General features: G+C 66.4%; 15 protein-coding genes. 10 read left to right on the forward strand and 5 right to left on the reverse strand.

Annotation, left to right across the window (positions count from 1 at the left end; all coding sequences use genetic code 11):
- Positions 1–24 precede the first annotated feature (24 nt).
- The gene (locus ACQP1G_RS11630) at positions 25–291 is read right to left on the reverse strand and encodes a DUF2631 domain-containing protein (protein WP_433202120.1); all 267 of its coding nucleotides are present in this window, start codon (positions 289–291) and stop codon (positions 25–27) included.
- Positions 292–456: 165 nt separating this feature from the next.
- On the opposite strand from ACQP1G_RS11630, the gene dxr reads away from it, so the two are divergent.
- From dxr to ACQP1G_RS11655, 5 genes are all read left to right on the forward strand, one after another.
- On the forward strand, positions 457–1,596 hold the full coding sequence (dxr, locus tag ACQP1G_RS11635) for a 1-deoxy-D-xylulose-5-phosphate reductoisomerase (protein WP_433202123.1): 1,140 nt from the start codon (positions 457–459) through the stop codon (positions 1,594–1,596).
- A gap of 198 nt (positions 1,597–1,794) precedes the next feature.
- Positions 1,795–2,997 carry a M50 family metallopeptidase gene (locus ACQP1G_RS11640; RefSeq protein WP_433202126.1) on the forward strand — a complete coding sequence of 401 codons (1,203 nt, stop codon included), beginning with the start codon at positions 1,795–1,797 and terminating at the stop codon, positions 2,995–2,997.
- 178 nt (positions 2,998–3,175) lie between these two features.
- Entirely contained in the window at positions 3,176–4,336 is a 1,161-nt protein-coding gene (gene ispG, locus ACQP1G_RS11645) for a flavodoxin-dependent (E)-4-hydroxy-3-methylbut-2-enyl-diphosphate synthase (protein ID WP_433202129.1), read from the forward strand.
- A 653-nt stretch (positions 4,337–4,989) separates the two neighbouring features.
- Complete coding sequence (locus ACQP1G_RS11650; RefSeq protein ID WP_433202133.1) at positions 4,990–5,853, forward strand: GNAT family N-acetyltransferase; 864 nt, start codon at positions 4,990–4,992, stop codon at positions 5,851–5,853.
- 66 nt (positions 5,854–5,919) lie between these two features.
- Positions 5,920–7,707 carry a penicillin-binding transpeptidase domain-containing protein gene (locus ACQP1G_RS11655; RefSeq protein WP_433202136.1) on the forward strand — a complete coding sequence of 596 codons (1,788 nt, stop codon included), beginning with the start codon at positions 5,920–5,922 and terminating at the stop codon, positions 7,705–7,707.
- 13 nt (positions 7,708–7,720) lie between these two features.
- On the opposite strand, the gene ACQP1G_RS11660 is transcribed toward ACQP1G_RS11655, so the two are convergent.
- Entirely contained in the window at positions 7,721–8,842 is a 1,122-nt protein-coding gene (locus ACQP1G_RS11660; RefSeq protein WP_433202139.1) for a BTAD domain-containing putative transcriptional regulator, read from the reverse strand.
- 279 nt (positions 8,843–9,121) lie between these two features.
- Between ACQP1G_RS11660 and ACQP1G_RS11665 the strand changes: the two genes are divergently transcribed.
- Complete coding sequence (locus ACQP1G_RS11665) at positions 9,122–10,237, forward strand: hypothetical protein (protein ID WP_433202142.1); 1,116 nt, start codon at positions 9,122–9,124, stop codon at positions 10,235–10,237.
- A 111-nt stretch (positions 10,238–10,348) separates the two neighbouring features.
- On the opposite strand, the gene ACQP1G_RS11670 is transcribed toward ACQP1G_RS11665, so the two are convergent.
- Positions 10,349–10,858 carry a peroxynitrite isomerase gene (locus ACQP1G_RS11670; RefSeq protein ID WP_433202145.1) on the reverse strand — a complete coding sequence of 170 codons (510 nt, stop codon included), beginning with the start codon at positions 10,856–10,858 and terminating at the stop codon, positions 10,349–10,351.
- Between the two features lie 106 nt (positions 10,859–10,964).
- On the opposite strand from ACQP1G_RS11670, the gene ACQP1G_RS11675 reads away from it, so the two are divergent.
- Complete coding sequence (locus tag ACQP1G_RS11675; RefSeq protein ID WP_433202148.1) at positions 10,965–12,335, forward strand: TIGR03118 family protein; 1,371 nt, start codon at positions 10,965–10,967, stop codon at positions 12,333–12,335.
- A gap of 83 nt (positions 12,336–12,418) precedes the next feature.
- Here the strand turns inward: ACQP1G_RS11675 and ACQP1G_RS11680 are convergent, their stop codons facing one another.
- Positions 12,419–12,763 carry a winged helix-turn-helix transcriptional regulator gene (locus ACQP1G_RS11680; RefSeq protein WP_433202151.1) on the reverse strand — a complete coding sequence of 115 codons (345 nt, stop codon included), beginning with the start codon at positions 12,761–12,763 and terminating at the stop codon, positions 12,419–12,421.
- Positions 12,764–12,810: 47 nt separating this feature from the next.
- On the opposite strand from ACQP1G_RS11680, the gene ACQP1G_RS11685 reads away from it, so the two are divergent.
- Positions 12,811–13,593: an SDR family oxidoreductase gene (locus tag ACQP1G_RS11685; RefSeq protein ID WP_433202154.1), complete on the forward strand. Its 783-nt coding sequence runs from the start codon at positions 12,811–12,813 to the stop codon at positions 13,591–13,593.
- A gap of 459 nt (positions 13,594–14,052) precedes the next feature.
- Positions 14,053–14,493: a DUF4254 domain-containing protein gene (locus ACQP1G_RS11690; protein WP_433202157.1), complete on the forward strand. Its 441-nt coding sequence runs from the start codon at positions 14,053–14,055 to the stop codon at positions 14,491–14,493.
- Here the strand turns inward: ACQP1G_RS11690 and ACQP1G_RS11695 are convergent.
- The gene (locus tag ACQP1G_RS11695) at positions 14,490–14,990 is read right to left on the reverse strand and encodes a hypothetical protein (protein WP_433202160.1); all 501 of its coding nucleotides are present in this window, start codon (positions 14,988–14,990) and stop codon (positions 14,490–14,492) included. The two genes, ACQP1G_RS11690 and ACQP1G_RS11695, sit on opposite strands and share 4 nt — an antisense overlap.
- Positions 14,991–15,297: 307 nt before the next feature.
- Between ACQP1G_RS11695 and ACQP1G_RS11700 the strand changes: the two genes are divergently transcribed.
- A complete protein-coding gene (locus ACQP1G_RS11700; protein ID WP_433202163.1) occupies positions 15,298–16,182 on the forward strand; it encodes a hypothetical protein in 885 nt (294 codons plus the stop codon).
- Positions 16,183–16,215: the final 33 nt, after the last annotated feature.

Below are 16,215 nucleotides of genomic sequence, written 5' to 3' on the forward strand. Positions count from 1 at the left end.
CGGGTCAACACCTTTCGGTGTGTACTAGCGAGGCTTGCGGCGCAGGATCGAGTCGCGGATCATGATGCCCGCAATCAGGGCGGCGAAGCCGACGAGGAAGATGTCTTCGATCTTGCCCTTGTGGTTGCCGATCGTCATCGCCACCAGGATCAGGCAGACGACCCAGCCCGCGGCGCGGAAGGTGCGGCGCGATTCCCCGCTCCAGCCCCATTCGGCGGACGGAACCTCGGCGGTGTCCACGTGGGTGACGATTGCCCGGTCACTGGTGGGTTCGAGTTCCGTGGCGGCCACGATCGCTCCTTAGCTCGGTATGGGTGTTGCTGCCGATATCGTGGCATACGACCGCTCGTCGTAGCCAGCAGGGCTGTGTTTGATCGGCGGTGGCAGCGGCACCCTAGTGGTTACGCAGGCTACCGCCTTCGGGCGCGTCGCTGGCCCCGCTGCCACAATGGGGCCGTGTCCGACATTGTGAGAGTTCTTCTGCTCGGCAGCACCGGTTCCATCGGTACCCAGGCGCTCGAGGTGATTGCCGCCAATCCCGACAAGTTCGAGGTGGTCGGCCTGGCCGCGCGCGGCGGCAACAGTGAGCTGCTCGCGGCACAGATGGCCGCCACCGGCACCCGCAATGTCGCGGTCGCCGATCCGGCCGCCGGAGCTCGACTCGACCTGGCACTGAGCGGCCCCGGTGCGGTCACCGAACTGGTGCGTCGCACCGAGGCGGATGTCGTACTCAACGCATTGGTCGGTTCGCTGGGATTGGAGCCGACCCTGGCGACCCTGCAATCGGGCACCCGGCTTGCGCTGGCGAATAAGGAATCCCTCGTCGCGGGCGGCTCCCTGGTGACCCGGGCCGCCGCACCCGGCCAGATCGTGCCGGTCGACTCCGAACATTCCGCGCTCGCACAGTGCCTGCGCGGCGGCCGAGCCGAGGAGGTGGATCGGCTGGTGCTGACCGCGTCGGGCGGCCCGTTCCGCGGCTGGACCACCGAAATGCTGGAATCGGTGAATCCGTCCGAGGCGAAGGCGCATCCGACCTGGTCGATGGGGCTGATGAATACGCTGAACTCGGCATCGCTGGTGAACAAGGGCCTGGAACTGATCGAGACGCATCTGCTGTTCGCAGTGCCCTACGACCGCATCGACGTCACGGTGCACCCGCAGTCGATCGTGCACTCCATGGTCACCTTCACAGACGGCTCCACCCTGGCTCAGGCCAGCCCGCCCGATATGAAGTTGCCGATCGCACTGGCACTCGGCTGGCCCGATCGGGTGCCCGGCGCGGCCGCCGCCTGCGACTTCAGCACCGCGTCGACCTGGGAATTCGAGCCGCTCGACACTGCGGTGTTCCCGGCCGTCGAGCTGGCCAGGCAGGCCGGAACCGCGGGCGGCAGCGTCACCGCGGTCTACAACGCGGCGAATGAGATTGCGGTGCAAGCCTTTCTGGACGGCGTTATCCGTTTCCCGGATATCGTGCGCACCGTCGCGCGCGCCGTCGAGGCGGCCGACCAGTGGCGCGCCGAACCCGAAACCCTGCAGGACGTGCTCGCGGCGGATAGGTGGGCACGGGACTACGCACGCGCCCTCGTCAGCGGGTAGTCCCTACTCGCGCCCGATCGGGCGCGCCGCAGGACGGCGGCCTGGCAGACTCACCGGACAGGTTTGGTCGGTGTCCGGCTACTGTGGTCAGGGTGCTCGCGGCGCGGGATGTACGTGCGTATGCGGGTAGTCGCGGCCGCTGCGGGCGGCCGCACTTCATTTGAGGCGAGCTGCGCAACGCAGGAGGGCTGTACAGCAATGGTGTTCGCGTTGGGGTTCGTACTGTTCGCCCTCGGCATCACGATATCGATCGCGCTGCACGAATGCGGGCATATGTGGGCCGCGCAGGCCACCGGCATGAAGGTGCGACGCTACTTCATCGGCTTCGGCCCCAGGGTGTTCTCCTTCCGGCGCGGTGAAACCGAATACGGCCTCAAGGCGCTCCCGCTCGGCGGCTTCTGCGATATCGCGGGCATGACCGCATTGGACGAACTGGAGCCCGAGGATCTCGACCGCGCCATGTACCGGCAGGCCACCTGGAAGCGGCTGGTGGTGATGTTCGGCGGGATCGCGATGAACTTCCTGCTCGGCTTCATCCTGCTGGTCGTGCTCGCGGTCGGTTGGGGGCTGCCGCGCTTCGATCAGCCGCCCGCCACCACCATCGGCGAGATGAATTGTGTCGCCCAGCAGAAACCGAATGAGAAGCTGGACGATTGCACGGGTACCGGCCCGGCGCAGCGGGCGGGTATGCAGCGCGGTGACGTGGTCAAGGCCGTCAACGGCGTGAAGGTGACGACCTGGCAGCAGTTCACCGCCGAAACCCAGAAGCAGACCGGTCCGTTCACCTACACCGTCGAGCGGGACGGGCAGACCAAGACCATCGAGGTCGCTCCGGAACGCGTCATACGCTATCCCAAGGGCGGCGGTCCCGGCCGCGAAGTCAGTGCGGTCGGCGTCGGCTCCGAGTACTACGAACCCCTGCAGTACAACGTGCTGGCCGCGATTCCCGCGGCGGGCGCCTACACCGGGCAGATGTTCGTGCGCACTGTGCAATCGCTGGCCCAGCTGCCGCAGAAGGTCTCTTCGCTGTGGACCGCAGTGACCGGCGGCGAGCGCGATCCGGAGACGCCGGTCAGTGTCTACGGCGCGAGCAAGATCGGCGGCGAGACCGCGGAGCGCGGCCTGTGGGGCGTGTTCATCCTGGTCTTGGCCAGCCTGAACTTCTTCCTCGGTGCGTTCAACCTGGTGCCGCTGCTGCCGCTGGACGGCGGGCATATCGCGGTGGTGCTCTACGAGAAGATCCGCAATACCATCCGCGGCTGGAAGGGGCTGGCACCCGCCGGGCCGGTCGACTATCTGAAACTGCTTCCGGTGACCTACGTCGCAGTGGTGATCGGTGGTGCGTATATGGTGCTGACGCTGGTCGCCGACATCGTGAATCCGATTCAGTTGTTCCGCTGACGCGCTAACCTGTCGCGGTCCGCCCGCGATAACCCGCGAACGCCGGATTGCTGGCATCGCGGGACAGCCGTCTGTCATGGCCTGTGTCATGGCCGTCACAGGGTGAGCGGTCGCGCGACGCAGCTAAGCTCGGTAGGCGAACGGCCCAAACAGCACGCACGAAAGTAGGCAGCCGAAAGTGACCAGCACAATCGGATTGGGGATGCCGACCGCACCCGCGGCCGTTCTCGCGCCTCGACGCAAGACCCGCCAGTTGATGGTCGGCAATGTCGGCGTCGGCAGCGATCACCCGATTTCCGTGCAGTCGATGACCACAACCAAAACCCACGACATCAACGCCACCCTGCAGCAAATCGCCGAGCTGACGGCGTCGGGCTGCGATATCGTGCGCGTCGCCTGCCCGCGCCAGGAGGACGCCGACGCACTGGCGACCATCGCGCGCAAGAGCCAGATCCCGGTCATCGCGGATATCCATTTTCAGCCGCGCTATATCTTCGCCGCCATCGACGCGGGCTGCGCCGCGGTGCGCGTGAACCCCGGCAATATCAAGGAATTCGACGGCCGGGTCGGCGAGGTGGCCAAGGCCGCTGGCGCGGCCGGTATCCCGATTCGCATCGGCGTGAACGCCGGTTCGCTGGATAAGCGGATGTTGGAGAAGTACGGCAAGGCGACCCCCGAGGCGCTGGTCGAGTCGGCGCTGTGGGAGGCGGGCCTGTTCGAGGAGCACGGCTTCGGCGATATCAAGATCTCGGTCAAGCACAACGACCCGGTGGTCATGGTCGAGGCCTACCGTCAGCTGGCGGCCCAGTCCGACTACCCGCTGCACCTCGGGGTGACCGAGGCCGGTCCGGCGTTCCAGGGCACGATCAAATCCGCCGTCGCGTTCGGCGCGCTGCTGTCCGAGGGCATCGGCGACACGATCCGGGTGTCGCTGTCCGCGCCGCCCGCCGAGGAGGTCAAGGTCGGCGGGCAGATCCTGCAGTCGCTGAACCTGCGGCCGCGCAAGCTCGAGATCGTTTCCTGTCCGTCCTGCGGCCGCGCCCAGGTCGATGTGTACACCCTGGCCAACGAGGTGTCCGCGGGGCTGGAGGGTATGGAGATCCCGCTGCGAGTGGCCGTGATGGGCTGTGTGGTGAACGGGCCGGGCGAGGCGCGGGAGGCGGACCTCGGCGTCGCCTCGGGCAATGGCAAGGGCCAGATCTTCGTCAAGGGTCAGGTCATCAAGACCGTGCCGGAGGCGCAGATCGTGGAGACGCTGATCGAAGAGGCGATGCGCATCGCCGAGGAGATGGGCGAGGAAGTGGGCGCGGGCGAACCCGTCGTCACTGTGTCTAATTAGCCGCGCCTGCGGCGCGGCGGGTTCGCGGCCCCCTTGGTCTCGCGTCCGAGCCGTCGAGACTCGCGACTGCGTCGCATCGCTTCGACGACTCGGACGCGAGACGGGCCGCGAACGTCGCTCGTAAGACTCGCTCCGTGGTGGTTGCCTAACAGTGGTAGTTCGGCGTTGGGTGTACACCGCGCGCTTCGTTTCGAGACTTGCGACTTGGTTGGATGCGCTTCGACGGGTCGGACGTGAGGCGGGCCGGGAACTCCTCGCTCGTAAGACTCGCTCCGTGGTGGTTGCCTAACAGTGGTAGTTCGGCGTTGGGTGTACACCGCGCGCTTCGTTTCGAGACTCGTGACTTGGTTGGATGCGCTTCGGCGGGTTGGATGTGAGGCGGGCCGCGAACGTCGCTCGTAAGACTTGCTCCGTGGTGGTTACCTGACGGTGGTAGTTCGGCGTTGGGTGTACACCGCGCGCTTCGTTTCGAGACTTGCGACTTGGTTGGATGCGCTTCGGCGGGTTGGACGTGAGGCGGGCTGGGAACTCCTCGCTCGTAAGACTTTCTCCGTGGGTTACGTTGGCAGCGATATCGCTCCGGGGGCTGGCGCTGCGGTTGCCTTTTGCGGATCGACGTACCACTTCGAGTTGATTCGTGGCAGGCTGTCGATGTGCGGAGTCTGTTAGAGCCGACGCGACGGGCCAAGGATGTCCCCGCGCGTCAGCTCGCCAACCGGGATCTGGCGCAGGTGCTGCGGGTCCTCGATAGCGATCCGATCGCCTCGTGCATGGTGGCGGCACGGTTGCAGGAATTCGGGTTGGATACCGGCACCGGACACGGCGAACTGTGGAGTCGGGGTGGTCCGGCCGAATCGCTGTGCTTCGCCGGCGCGAATCTGGTGCCGTTGCGCGGCAATGAGGATGCGCTACGCGCGTTCGCGACGCGGGCGATCCGCTGGCCGCGGGTGTGCTCGTCGGTGGTCGGACGCCAGGAGCTGGCGCTGCCGCTGTGGGACATGTTGTCCGCGCATTGGGGACCGCCACGGGAGCTGCGCGGTGCGCAGCCGCTGCTCGCCCTCGGCCAACCCGCCTTGGCCACCGCAGATGCACAGGTTCGCCGGGTCCGGCCGGACGAATTGGAGCGCTATCTCAGCGCGGCGATCGCCATGTTCATCGAAGAGGTCGGCGTCGACCCGCGCGCGGGCGACGGCGGCCGTGGCTATCGCCGCCGGATCAAGAGCCTGATCGAATCCGGCCGCGCTTGGGCGCGTTTCGAGGATGGCGAAGTGGTGTACAAAGCCGAGGTCGGATCGCTGTCGCGGCGCACCGGGCAGATCCAGGGCGTCTGGGTGCATCCCGAACGTCGCGGCGCCGGACTGGGCACCCGCGGCACGGCCGCCGTTGCCAATGCGGTGGTGGCCTCCGGACGCACCGCCAGCCTGTACGTGAACGACTACAACAAGATCGCGCGCCGGGCCTACAGCCGCGTCGGATTCCGGCAAATCGCCACCTTCGCCACCGTGCTGCTCGACTGAACACCGCGTGGCGAACATCGGTGTGCCACAGCCGGTTGCTCGCAGTTGGCTATACGATCGGTGCCGATGTCGACACGCATGTTTCTCACGCTGGCCGTTGCGGCGTTCGCGGCGGCGGGAACCGGTTGCTCGGCCAGCCCGCAGGGACCGGTGCCCGCGGCCGACGCCTTTCTGGCCGCCTTCGCGAACCATAAGGTCGAGGCCGCCGCCGAGCTGACCAGTCAGCCCGAGAAGGCAACCGCTGCACTGCGTTCCGCATGGGATGAACTGCAGGCCGAAGAGTTGACCGCGCATACCGGCGCGGCCAGGGTCACCGGCGATACCGCGACCGTCGACTACACCTACCAGTGGCGTCTGCCCAAGGCCCGGATCTGGAACTACACCGGCCAGTTGCAGATGGGCCGCAGCGATGGCCGCTGGATGGTGCGCTGGACCTCCTCGGATATCCACCCCAAGCTCGGCAACACCCAGACCATGGCATTGCGCGCCAATCCGGCCCCGCGCGCCAGAGTGAACGAACAGTCCGGCAGCGATGTGCTGGTGCCGGGCAAGGTGTCTCGGATCGCGTTCACCGTGGCGTCCGCGCCGGATCCGGGGTACACGGCGACGGCATTGGCGGCGGCGCTGAACCGCTTCGACGAGCGGCTCACCCCCGAGGAGATCCTCGGTTCGGCACACGCGGCCAAGGGCGCGTACACCGTCGCACTCTTGAGCGAGAACGAATTCAACCAGGTGAGTGCCGATCTCATCGGTCTGCCCGGGGTAACGCTGACCCAGCAGTGGGATCTGGTCGCCACCGACCGCGATTTCGCGCCCGATCTGCTCGCGCAGGTGCGCAAGACGGTGATCGCCGAGGTGGACGGCAAGGCGGGCTGGAGCGTTGTCACCATGAACGCCAACGGTGCCGACACCGATGTGCTCACCGAGGTGCCCTCCCAACCCGCACCGTCGTTCTCGCTCAGCGTCGACCGCAACGTGCAGAACTCCGCGCAGCGCGCCGTCAACGCCCGCGAGGAGCAGACCATGATGGTGGTGCTGCGGCCCTCGACCGGCGCGATTCTCGCTGTCGCACAGAACAAGGCGGCCGACCGCGATGGTCCGGTAGCGACCATCGGCCAGTATCCGCCGGGCTCGGTGTTCAAGACGGTGACCGCGGCCGCCGCGATGTCGATCGGAAAGGCAACGCCCGAAACGGTTTTGCCGTGCCCGAGCCGAATTGTCATCGGGGAGCGGACAATTCCTAACTACAACCTCTTCCAGCTCGGTGATGTGCCGATGGCTACCGCCTACGAGCGGTCGTGCAATACCGCGTTCGCGAAGTTGGCCAGTGAGCTGCCGGGTGCCGCCCTGCACGATATGGCCGCGAAATTCGGTGTCGGACCGGGATATACGGTCCCCGGCCTGCCGACCGAATCGGGTTCGGTGCCACCGGACGACGATAAGATCCAGCGCACCGAGGACGGCATCGGCCAGGGCAAGGTGGTGGTGAGCCCGTTCGGGATGGCGGTGCTCGCCGCGACCGTCGCGCGCGGATCCGCACCGGTGCCGTATTTGATCGCCGGACGCACCACCGAGATCAAGGGCGATCGTCCGGCCATCGGAGCGGAGGTGCTCGACGGGTTACGCATGATGATGCGCAAGGTGGTCACCGGGGGTACCGCCGTACGCATTGCCGACCAGGGCGAGGTGTACGGGAAGACGGGGGAGGCCGAGGTCGACGGTGGATCGCATTCGTGGTTCGTCGGCTATCGCGGCGATCTGGCCTTCGCGACATTGCTCGTCAAGGGCGGCAGTTCGGATCATGCCGTCGCGGTCACGCGTGACATGCTCGCGGCCTTGCCCGCAGGTTACTGACCAGGTCCCCAGATCACATCGATCCGATGGTGTGGTTGCCGTTATCTGGTGCCGCTGGTCGTTCCGGCATCTCGTAACGCAGTGTGGTGGAACCGATTCGGATGACATCCCCATCCGAGAGCGCGGTGTCGGCACCGATCGGGACGCCATTGACGTATACACCGTTCGCCGAATCCCGATCCCGGATGAAGATCCGATTGTCGCGCGGCAGGATGCGCGCGTGTTTGCGGCTGACCCTGGCGTCGTCGAGCACGATGTCGTTATCCCATTCGCGGCCGATCCGCAATCCGGTCGCCGGTATGGCGATGGCCTCACCGTCACCGACCCGCAGCCAGGCCTGGCGCAGCACATCGGGTAGATCCCGCTTTGTCGCCCCAGGTGAGGAGGAGACCGTCGGCAGCGCCTGCTGGCTGCGGATCGCCTCCTCGAGCGCAAGCGTGCGCGGATCCGGATCGATGCCCTGCTGGTCGGCGAGGTTGCGGCGGATGCGCAGACAGGCGGCCAGCGCGTCGGCTTGTCGGCCAGCGCGGTACAGCGCGGAGATCAACAGTCGCCAGAGCCGCTCGTTGACGGCGTGTTCGGCGGTCAGCGCGGTCAGTTCGCCGAGGACGGCACCCTCACGACCGCACGCGATATCCGCGTCCAGGCGGTCGGCGATGGCATTCAACCGGCGTTCGTCCACATCGGTGGCGAAATTGTCGGCGAAGCGCAGGCCACGCAGCCCCGCGACCGCCTCACCGCTCCACTCGGCGAGCGCGGCGGCGAAGCAGTCGGCCGCGGTGCCCAGATCACCGGTGGTGAAGGCCAGCGAGCCCTGGGTCCGCGCCTGCTCGAAGCGACCGACATCGCACTGGTCGTCGGTGATATCGAGGAGGTAGCCGGCGTGCACGGTGCGCAGGATGGCCCGGTCGTCGACCCCGGCCGAACGCAGAACGGTGCGCAGATTCGAGACATAGGAGTAGAGGCCGTCGACGGAGCGATTCGGCATCTCCTCATCCCAAATACTGTTCGCCAGTGTGGTTTTCGCGACGGCGCTGCGGCGGTTGATGACGAGCATGGCGAGCAGGGCGCGGAGTTTGGCGCCGGGTAATGGTATTGCCTGATCGTTGATCAGCAGGCGCACCGGTCCGAGCACTCGAAGATCGAGCGCCGGTCGATTCGAGCCCGCAGAGCCCACCTGATTCCCTCCGAATGCATGCTGCTTCCGGATCGCCTCTGCCCACGGCTGTTCGCCGACGGAAGCGTCACGCGATGAATTCAGCATACGCACCGAAGCCATGCCTTGCCCGTGTCGATCCGGCGCGACTACGCCCTCGGCGAAACAGGTAGTCGCCGTGCGGAATTCGATTCGATAATGTGAACCGTCCACCGCGGCGGTGGACGTTGTCTGCGATCTTGCTGGAGTGTTGACCGGATGGATGATGTACTGCTGGCCCCGCCGGACGCGGCCGAAGTCGCGCTGCTCGCGAGCGGTGTGGTGGCCGCGGCAGGCGGTGAGGACGGGCTGACCCCGCTGCAGCAGTTGCTGATCCCGTCGCTGTTTCTGTCGATGACCGGGCATCGGGTCGATCTGGAGACGCTGCGGCCCGTCGATGCCGAGACCTTCGCGGTCGGGCTGGCTCGGCGCAATCGGATCTTCCGCGAGCGGATCGTGCAGACCATGTTGCTTTCGGCGCTGGTGGTGCGACCGCTGCCGGCCGCGGTCGCGACCAAACTGCGGGAGTTCGCCGATGCGCTCGAGGTCGACGACGACATGATCGCGGTGGCGCAGAAGTACGCCGATGGTGCGATCGAGCTGGCCGCGGTCGACTTCGATCGCAACGGCTACCTCGGCGGACTGGATCCGAGCCGGTTGACCGCGCTGCACACCGAGAGCCTGGATTCGTCGTGGGGACAGGTCAGCGATGATCCGGCCTTGGCCGCGCGCTGGGCCACCCTGCGCGACCTACCGGTCGGCACGCTCGGGCGCGGCGTCTCCGATTTCTATGCCGACCGCGGGTTCGTCACGCCGGGTCGGCCGGGTTCGGCTCCGCCGCTGCTGGCCCAGCACGATTGGGTGCACGTGCTCGCCGGATACGGCACCACGCTGGAGAACGAGATCGAGGTGTTCGCATTCATGGCGCGCGCCAACGACGATCCGCGCGCGTTCAGCCTGCTGGCCATGGTGATTTCGCTGTTCGAGACCGGCTATCTGCATGCGGGCGCCGGGTTGTTCGAGGCCAACGAGGGACATCTGAGCACCGCGGGTATGGCCACCCGCCTCGGCGATGCCATGCGGCGTGGCGCGCTCACCCACGGGAGTCACGACTTCCTGGACCTGGATTGGTTCGGACTGGCGGACCGTCCGATCACGGTGGTGCGCAATGAGATCGGGTTGACCCCGAAGGCGCCCGCGGCCGTCGCGGCAGGTTCTGTCGGCGCCTGGGAAGCGGGCGGTATCACGCCATACCAACTCCACTCGGCCGAGACCGCCGCCCAGACCGAAGGGCGGGTCTACCTACCCTGGCGCCCGGACCCGACGCGCAACTGACCCCAACTGGCTTCAGTACACACCCGAATTCGTCATCACACACGTGTGGTTGAGCGTGTGTGATGACGAAACCCGGTGTGGGGTAGGCAACTGCTGTTATGTCGCGCCCGGTCAGGCGCGGTGCAGGGTTGCGGTGAGGTGGTGGGTGAGTGGTTCGCCTACCGCGGCCATGCGCAGCGTGTAGTCGATGGTGTCGCCGGCCAGTTTGATCGAACGGCCGAGGGCGGTCACCATTTTCGCGGTGCTGCTGCGGCCGATGCTGGTCGATTCGAACTCCATACGCAGCTCACCATCGATGATGGTGAGGCTGCCCTCACAGATCTCGGTGATGCCGGTCGGGTGCGCCAGGATCAATTCGACGTGATCCGGGCGCGGGCAGCGCAGATAGCCGGTTTCGGCGTGCATGGGTCGGCTGCCATCGGCGGCGCGGGTGCGCTGCCGGTAGGTGAGGAACGGTCGGCCGAGATGGCCGAACTTGATTTCCTCGACATAGTCGAAGGATTCGATGGTCGGGTACTCACCGTGCCCGGGTCCGCGCCACGTGCCGAGCAGCGGTGCGAGCGGAGCGATATCGGGATGGGGGGCGACGGGGGATTGAGGGGCGACCACGGCCGACAGCATAAACCTGTCGATTCGAGGGTGTTCCCATACTCTCTAAAATCCACCAAGCTAAGGTTAGCATCGCCTAATCGCCAAATGAGGGTTGCGAAGGCTGGAAAGGACGAAGATGTTGAACGGACGATGGAGTGAATTGCGCCGGGACGGTGCGTGGCGGTCGCGGGCCCGCAATGGTCTGCTGCGCGCATCGGTGCTGGGTGCGGCCCTGGTCGTCGCCGCGGCATGCTCGGATTCGAAGTCATCGAGCGACGAAGTGCCTGCGCTGGACGGCAATCACTACGCGCAGACCAACCTCGCCGCCAACAAGGCCGAATACAAGGCGCAGTACACCTTCCCCGACATGGTGAATGCCTGGGGCCTGGCCGATCGCCCCAAGGGTGCAGGCGGGCACTTCTGGGTCGGCGCGGGCGGTAAGTCCTTCCAGTTCGTGGGTGACGTCAGTGCGTCCGCGGACCCCAAGGTGCAGAAGCTGTTCCAGGATCCGCTGAAGATCGTCACGATTCCGGGCGCGGACGCCGACACCTCGGATAAGAGCATCGGCAAGACCACCGGTGTCGTCTTCAACGGCGCACCGATTACCTCGGACTTGTTCGTCGTGCGTGATCAGCCGGTGGACGCGGACGGTGGCCCACTGCTGCTGACCGGTTCGTCGCGATTCATCTTCGCTACCGACTCCGGCAAGATCTCGGCGTGGACCGAACTCGGCCCGGAGGGCGCGATCATCCGGCACGACGGTCCCGCGAATCTGGTCTTCGACGGCGAGTCGCAGGGCATGGCGTTCTTCGGTATCGCGCTGACCCCGTCCACCGATAAGCTGCTCGCCGCCGACTTCGGCGAGAACCCGCAGATCCGCACGTTCGACAAGGACTGGCAGCTGATCCCGACTGTCGGCTTCGCCAACCCGTTCGCCACCGGCGACCAGATCGACGCGGCCGCACCGGAAAAGGGGAAGAAGGCCAAGCCCGGCGATCCGGCCCCGTTCAATGTGACCACCATCGGTAACCGCATCTTCGTCTCCTACGCCGATACCAAACCCGATGAGCAGGATGCGACGAAGTTCGACAAGGCCGAAGAGGATTCGCTCGACAAGGACCAGGAGAAGGACGCCAACGGTAAGCCCGCCAAGGGCAAGGTCGCGGAGTTCGACGCCAATGGCAAGCTGGTCCGCATCCTCGACGACGGCGGTCGCCTGAACGCGCCGTGGGGTGTCGCGATGGCCCCGGCGAACTTCGGTCCGCTCAGCGGCAAGCTGCTCGTCGGCAATTTCGGCGGCCTCGGCCACGTGCTCGCCTACGACGACGCCACCGGCAAGTTCGTCGACTACTTGCGTGATGAGCAGGGTAAGCCGGTCGAGATCGCGGGTTTGTGGGCCTTGATGTTCGGCAATGGCGAAAGCCTCGGCGATGCCGACTCGCTGTACTTCACCGCGGGGCCGGAGGATGAGAAGGAAGGTCTGTTCGGCAAGCTTCGGCTGAAGTAACGCTGCTGTCCTAGAAGGCGGTTCCCGGATGTACGCCGGGGACCGCCTTTGGCGTATCCACCCTCAGTGGTGCGGATTTGCCGCTAGCTGGGGGTGGAGGGTGGTGGGGGCCAGCGTTTGGACCAGTCCCAGAGTGGTTGCAGGGCTTGGCCGAGTTCGTGTCCGGCGGGGGTCAGTTCGTAGGTTTTGTCCGGATTCTTGACTATGACGCCCGCGGTCTGGAGGTGTTGCAGGCGGGTGGACAGCATGCTCGATGAGCAGTTGCCCATCCGGCGGCGCAGTTCGAGGAAGCCTAGACGGCCGGGTTCTAGTTCCCATAGGACGCGCAGGATCCAGCGCTGGCCGATGAGGTCCATGGTCGCCAGCATCGGCGCGTGCGCCGGGTCGGCTCGGCCCCTGGACGGTTTCGCTCCGCTTGCACTTCTCATTTCGAACTACCATAGTGATTCTAAATTAGAAGCATTGCTGTGGGCTGATGAGTGAGAGGGAGACGGTGGGCGACTCGACGGGACGACGAATTGTGCTGATCACCGGTGCTTCGCGAGGGATCGGGGCCGAGACCGCAAAGGTGCTCGCGGCCGGCGGTGATCACGTGATCGTCAACTATCGGGAGAAGCGCAAGCGTGCCCAGACGATCGCCGAGGAGATCATCGCGGCCGGTGGCAGCGCATCGATCGCGGGCGCGGATATCGCGGATGCCGACTCGACCGCCGCGCTGATCGCCGCTGTCGTGGCGGAATTCGGGCGTCTGGATGTGCTGGTGCTCAACGCATCCGGCGGACTCGAGCGCAATGCCGGGCCCGACTATGCGATGGCGCTCAACCGCGACGCACAGGTTCGATTGGTCCGACAGGCCGCGCCGCAGCTGCCGTCCGGCGGCCGGATCGTCTTCGTGACCAGCCATCAAGCGCACTTCCACGGCCGCAAACCCGTTCCGGCGGACTATGAGCCGATCGCCGCGAGTAAGCGGGCTGGCGAAGACGCCTTGCGCGCAATGGTTCCCGAGCTGACCGAGCGAGGGATCGGACTGAATGTGGTGTCCGGCGACATGATCGACGGCACGATCATCGTGCGGCTGCTCGAACGTCGCAATCCCGATGCGGTTTCGACCCGCCGCGATCACGGCGCGCTCCCGACCATTGCGGAGTTCGCCGCCGTCGTCGCCGAGGCCGCAAGTGCGACAACCGAATCCGGCCGCACCTTCTATGTCGGTGGTCCGGACTACTTGGCCGATGGTGCGGAGGGCATACCGGCATAGCCGAATGGCTTGCGACGACGGCCTCGGTGTCGAACTGGTTCGGCATCGCTGCCGCAAGTGAAGGCGGCTGTGTCTTCTCCGGCTACCCGAGGCCCGCGCTGGACGATGTCGGCGCCGATGGATCCAGCGCTCTGGTGGGCCTTGCTTCGAGATCTACTCGACGTCGACCATCGGCACACGGATCCGCTGAACGGGCCGCGCTCGAAGTGGCCCGGGCCGCCGCAGGCGGTGTGGTCCGCGGTCAGGACGCAAGCCCCCTGGTCGACTGCTCGCGCCTATCGCGGCAGGTAGCGCCGCTGCGGCAGTTCCATAACAAATTGATATCGGCGGTTTCTGGTCGCGAACGGGGATTCGGGTCGATAATCGGAGAGTGGGGTGCGGTCGTGCGGTGCGGCAACGACGTTGCTGGTCGGGAGGTTCGCCGACGGTAGCGGGTTCCGGCGTCGGCGGGAGGCCGAGATGAGGTATGTCGGAAGCAATCGGATGATTCCGGGGCGGGATGTATTGCTGGCCGCGTTTCGCGGGCTGCCGCACGACGATCATCCGATGTTGGAAGCGGCAGGGGAGCTGGCGCAACTGCACGAGATTCGCGAGCGGACGCCGGTATGTGAGATGGCCAAGCTGGATCGGCGGCGCACTCATCTGGTCCGGGCGATCGACATCTGGGTGACGCTGGCGATGCCGGTGCCCTGCACCGCCGCACAGCTGCACACCGAGACCGTCGGCGAGATCGTGGATCGGCTCGCCAGGATGACCACACAGGCCTTCGTCCCGCTCGCGCATGCGCCCGAGGCCGTCTTCTATGACGCGTGGGTGCAGCTCAACGAACTGGCCGACGCCTATCAGGATCTCGTCGACGAGCTACGTGCCGGGACTCGTCGGTTACCCGACGGTCGCTAGCGGCCGCGCCCGAACAGGCGAAACGAACGTTCTCGGCGGCGCGGCAGCGTCGCGTAGACCATGGTCATATCGGCGAAGACCTCCGCGTCCCCTTCGCGGTCGGCGCCGAATTCGTTGCGGCCGAGCACATGTTCGATGGAGGCCGGTGAAATGGATGGCAGCAGTGCGGCCAGCGTCGGCGCGATCGGCGCGGCGGCATCCGTCTCGCTCCTGCCGTGTCCGAACAGCATGTGTCCGATTTCATGCAGGATGATGTGGTCCACATTGCGGTCGGTGGCGGAGGCGTCGTAGACGATGATGTCGTCGCGGACGCGTGCCACCCAGAGTCCGCTGCCGCGACAGCCGATATCCGCTAGCGCGGCCGCGGGCACCGCCTGCAGCGAGATCGAACGGCCGCGGTGCGCGGCGACACTGGCGAGGTAGGCGGACAGATTCCATGGACTGGGGAGGGGCACGGTCCGGGCTGCGTCACGGAAACGGGCTTCCATGCTGGTCATCGGGGCATACCTTACTCACCCCGTGCGCGGTCGTCACCTCATGATTCGGACATTCCGACGAGAGTGATAGCGACACAACATAATTCGTAGCGTGCGCCGCGCAGGCGGGAGATGACGGCATGGCACAGGCATACACCTTGGTGTGATTTCGCGACCCCTCGGAGTCGTCGTTCCGACACTCGGGGCGGTATCGAAAGCTGCTCGCGGCGACGAGATTTGACGAACGAAGTGATCGGAGCACCGTGGCGGCGCGCCGGTTTCGGACGGCATGACGAAAGCGGACGAGCGGACTATGCGGTATGGACCGGTGGAATCAAGTACCGACGACACGTCTCGGCGCGGTATGGCGGCGGGACCGTTTTCCCTCTCGGCCGCCCAGCGTGGTACGTGGTTCGTCGAGCAGGTAGTCGGGTCGGCGCCGATCGCCGTGGACCGATACATCGAGATAGTCGGCGATCTGAATCTCGATGTACCGGCCGAAGTCGGCTTGCGGGCCGATCGCGAGTTCGGCACCGGCTACCTGCGCCTGATCGAGATCGCGCCCCAGTGCCCGACGCAGATCGCGACGGCCATCTCGGCATACCGTCTGGCGGGGGAGCGGCCGTATAGCCGTTTCCGGGCCGACCCGAATTCGTACACCGAGGCCGAGCTGTCCAGGTTCGGTCCGATATTCGGGCGGCAGGTCGACTCACCCGAGTTGAGTGCCGATGCGGCGGTGGTCCCCGGCAGCGTCGTGGGCGCCATGGCCGTCGACGGCGGCCACCTCGAGGGGCCGACCGGCTCCGACATCGCCGCAACGCCGATATTCGGGCGGCAGGTCGACTCACCCGACCTGAGTACCGAGGCAGCGGCGGTGGTGGTCCGCGGCAGCGTCGTGGGCGCTATCGCCGTCGACGGCGTCCAGACCGCCCACTGCGACGTCTCGACGCGGATGGTGACCGGCTACCGGCCGACCGGGTGCGACGGCGATCTGATGTTTTCCACCGCGGCGCGAAGACGCGACGGCTCGGCCGGGCGCGATCCGGGAGGTACGGCGCGGGCCTGGGGACCGCACGTCAGCGGCGGGATTTACACCCGTGCGCTCGGGACCACCCGCGACGGTTCGACGGCCCCGGGGGCGCTCCCGGAGATCTCCGCGGTACCGCCGCGGCACGGAAAGGTAGACCGGCAACGGTTGGGTGCGACATGCTGAGATCAGCCAGTTCTCCGCCAACGGGCACGGGTG

This window comes from Nocardia sp. CA-107356 (genome assembly GCF_050946365.1).
Taxonomy (GTDB): domain Bacteria; phylum Actinomycetota; class Actinomycetes; order Mycobacteriales; family Mycobacteriaceae; genus Nocardia.

Excerpts from the sequence above, each read along its gene's own strand:
- ACQP1G_RS11640 (WP_433202126.1), top strand. The coding sequence starts at position 1,795 with ATGGTGTTCGCGTTGGGGTTCGTACTGTTCGCCCTCGGCATCACGATA.
- ACQP1G_RS11655 (WP_433202136.1), top strand. The coding sequence starts at position 5,920 with ATGTCGACACGCATGTTTCTCACGCTGGCCGTTGCGGCGTTCGCGGCG.
- ACQP1G_RS11665 (WP_433202142.1), top strand. The coding sequence starts at position 9,122 with ATGGATGATGTACTGCTGGCCCCGCCGGACGCGGCCGAAGTCGCGCTG.
- ACQP1G_RS11670 (WP_433202145.1), bottom strand. The coding sequence starts at position 10,858 with ATGCTGTCGGCCGTGGTCGCCCCTCAATCCCCCGTCGCCCCCCATCCC.
- ACQP1G_RS11675 (WP_433202148.1), top strand. The coding sequence starts at position 10,965 with ATGTTGAACGGACGATGGAGTGAATTGCGCCGGGACGGTGCGTGGCGG.
- ACQP1G_RS11680 (WP_433202151.1), bottom strand. The coding sequence starts at position 12,763 with ATGAGAAGTGCAAGCGGAGCGAAACCGTCCAGGGGCCGAGCCGACCCG.
- ACQP1G_RS11685 (WP_433202154.1), top strand. The coding sequence starts at position 12,811 with ATGAGTGAGAGGGAGACGGTGGGCGACTCGACGGGACGACGAATTGTG.
- ACQP1G_RS11690 (WP_433202157.1), top strand. The coding sequence starts at position 14,053 with ATGAGGTATGTCGGAAGCAATCGGATGATTCCGGGGCGGGATGTATTG.
- ACQP1G_RS11695 (WP_433202160.1), bottom strand. The coding sequence starts at position 14,990 with ATGACCAGCATGGAAGCCCGTTTCCGTGACGCAGCCCGGACCGTGCCC.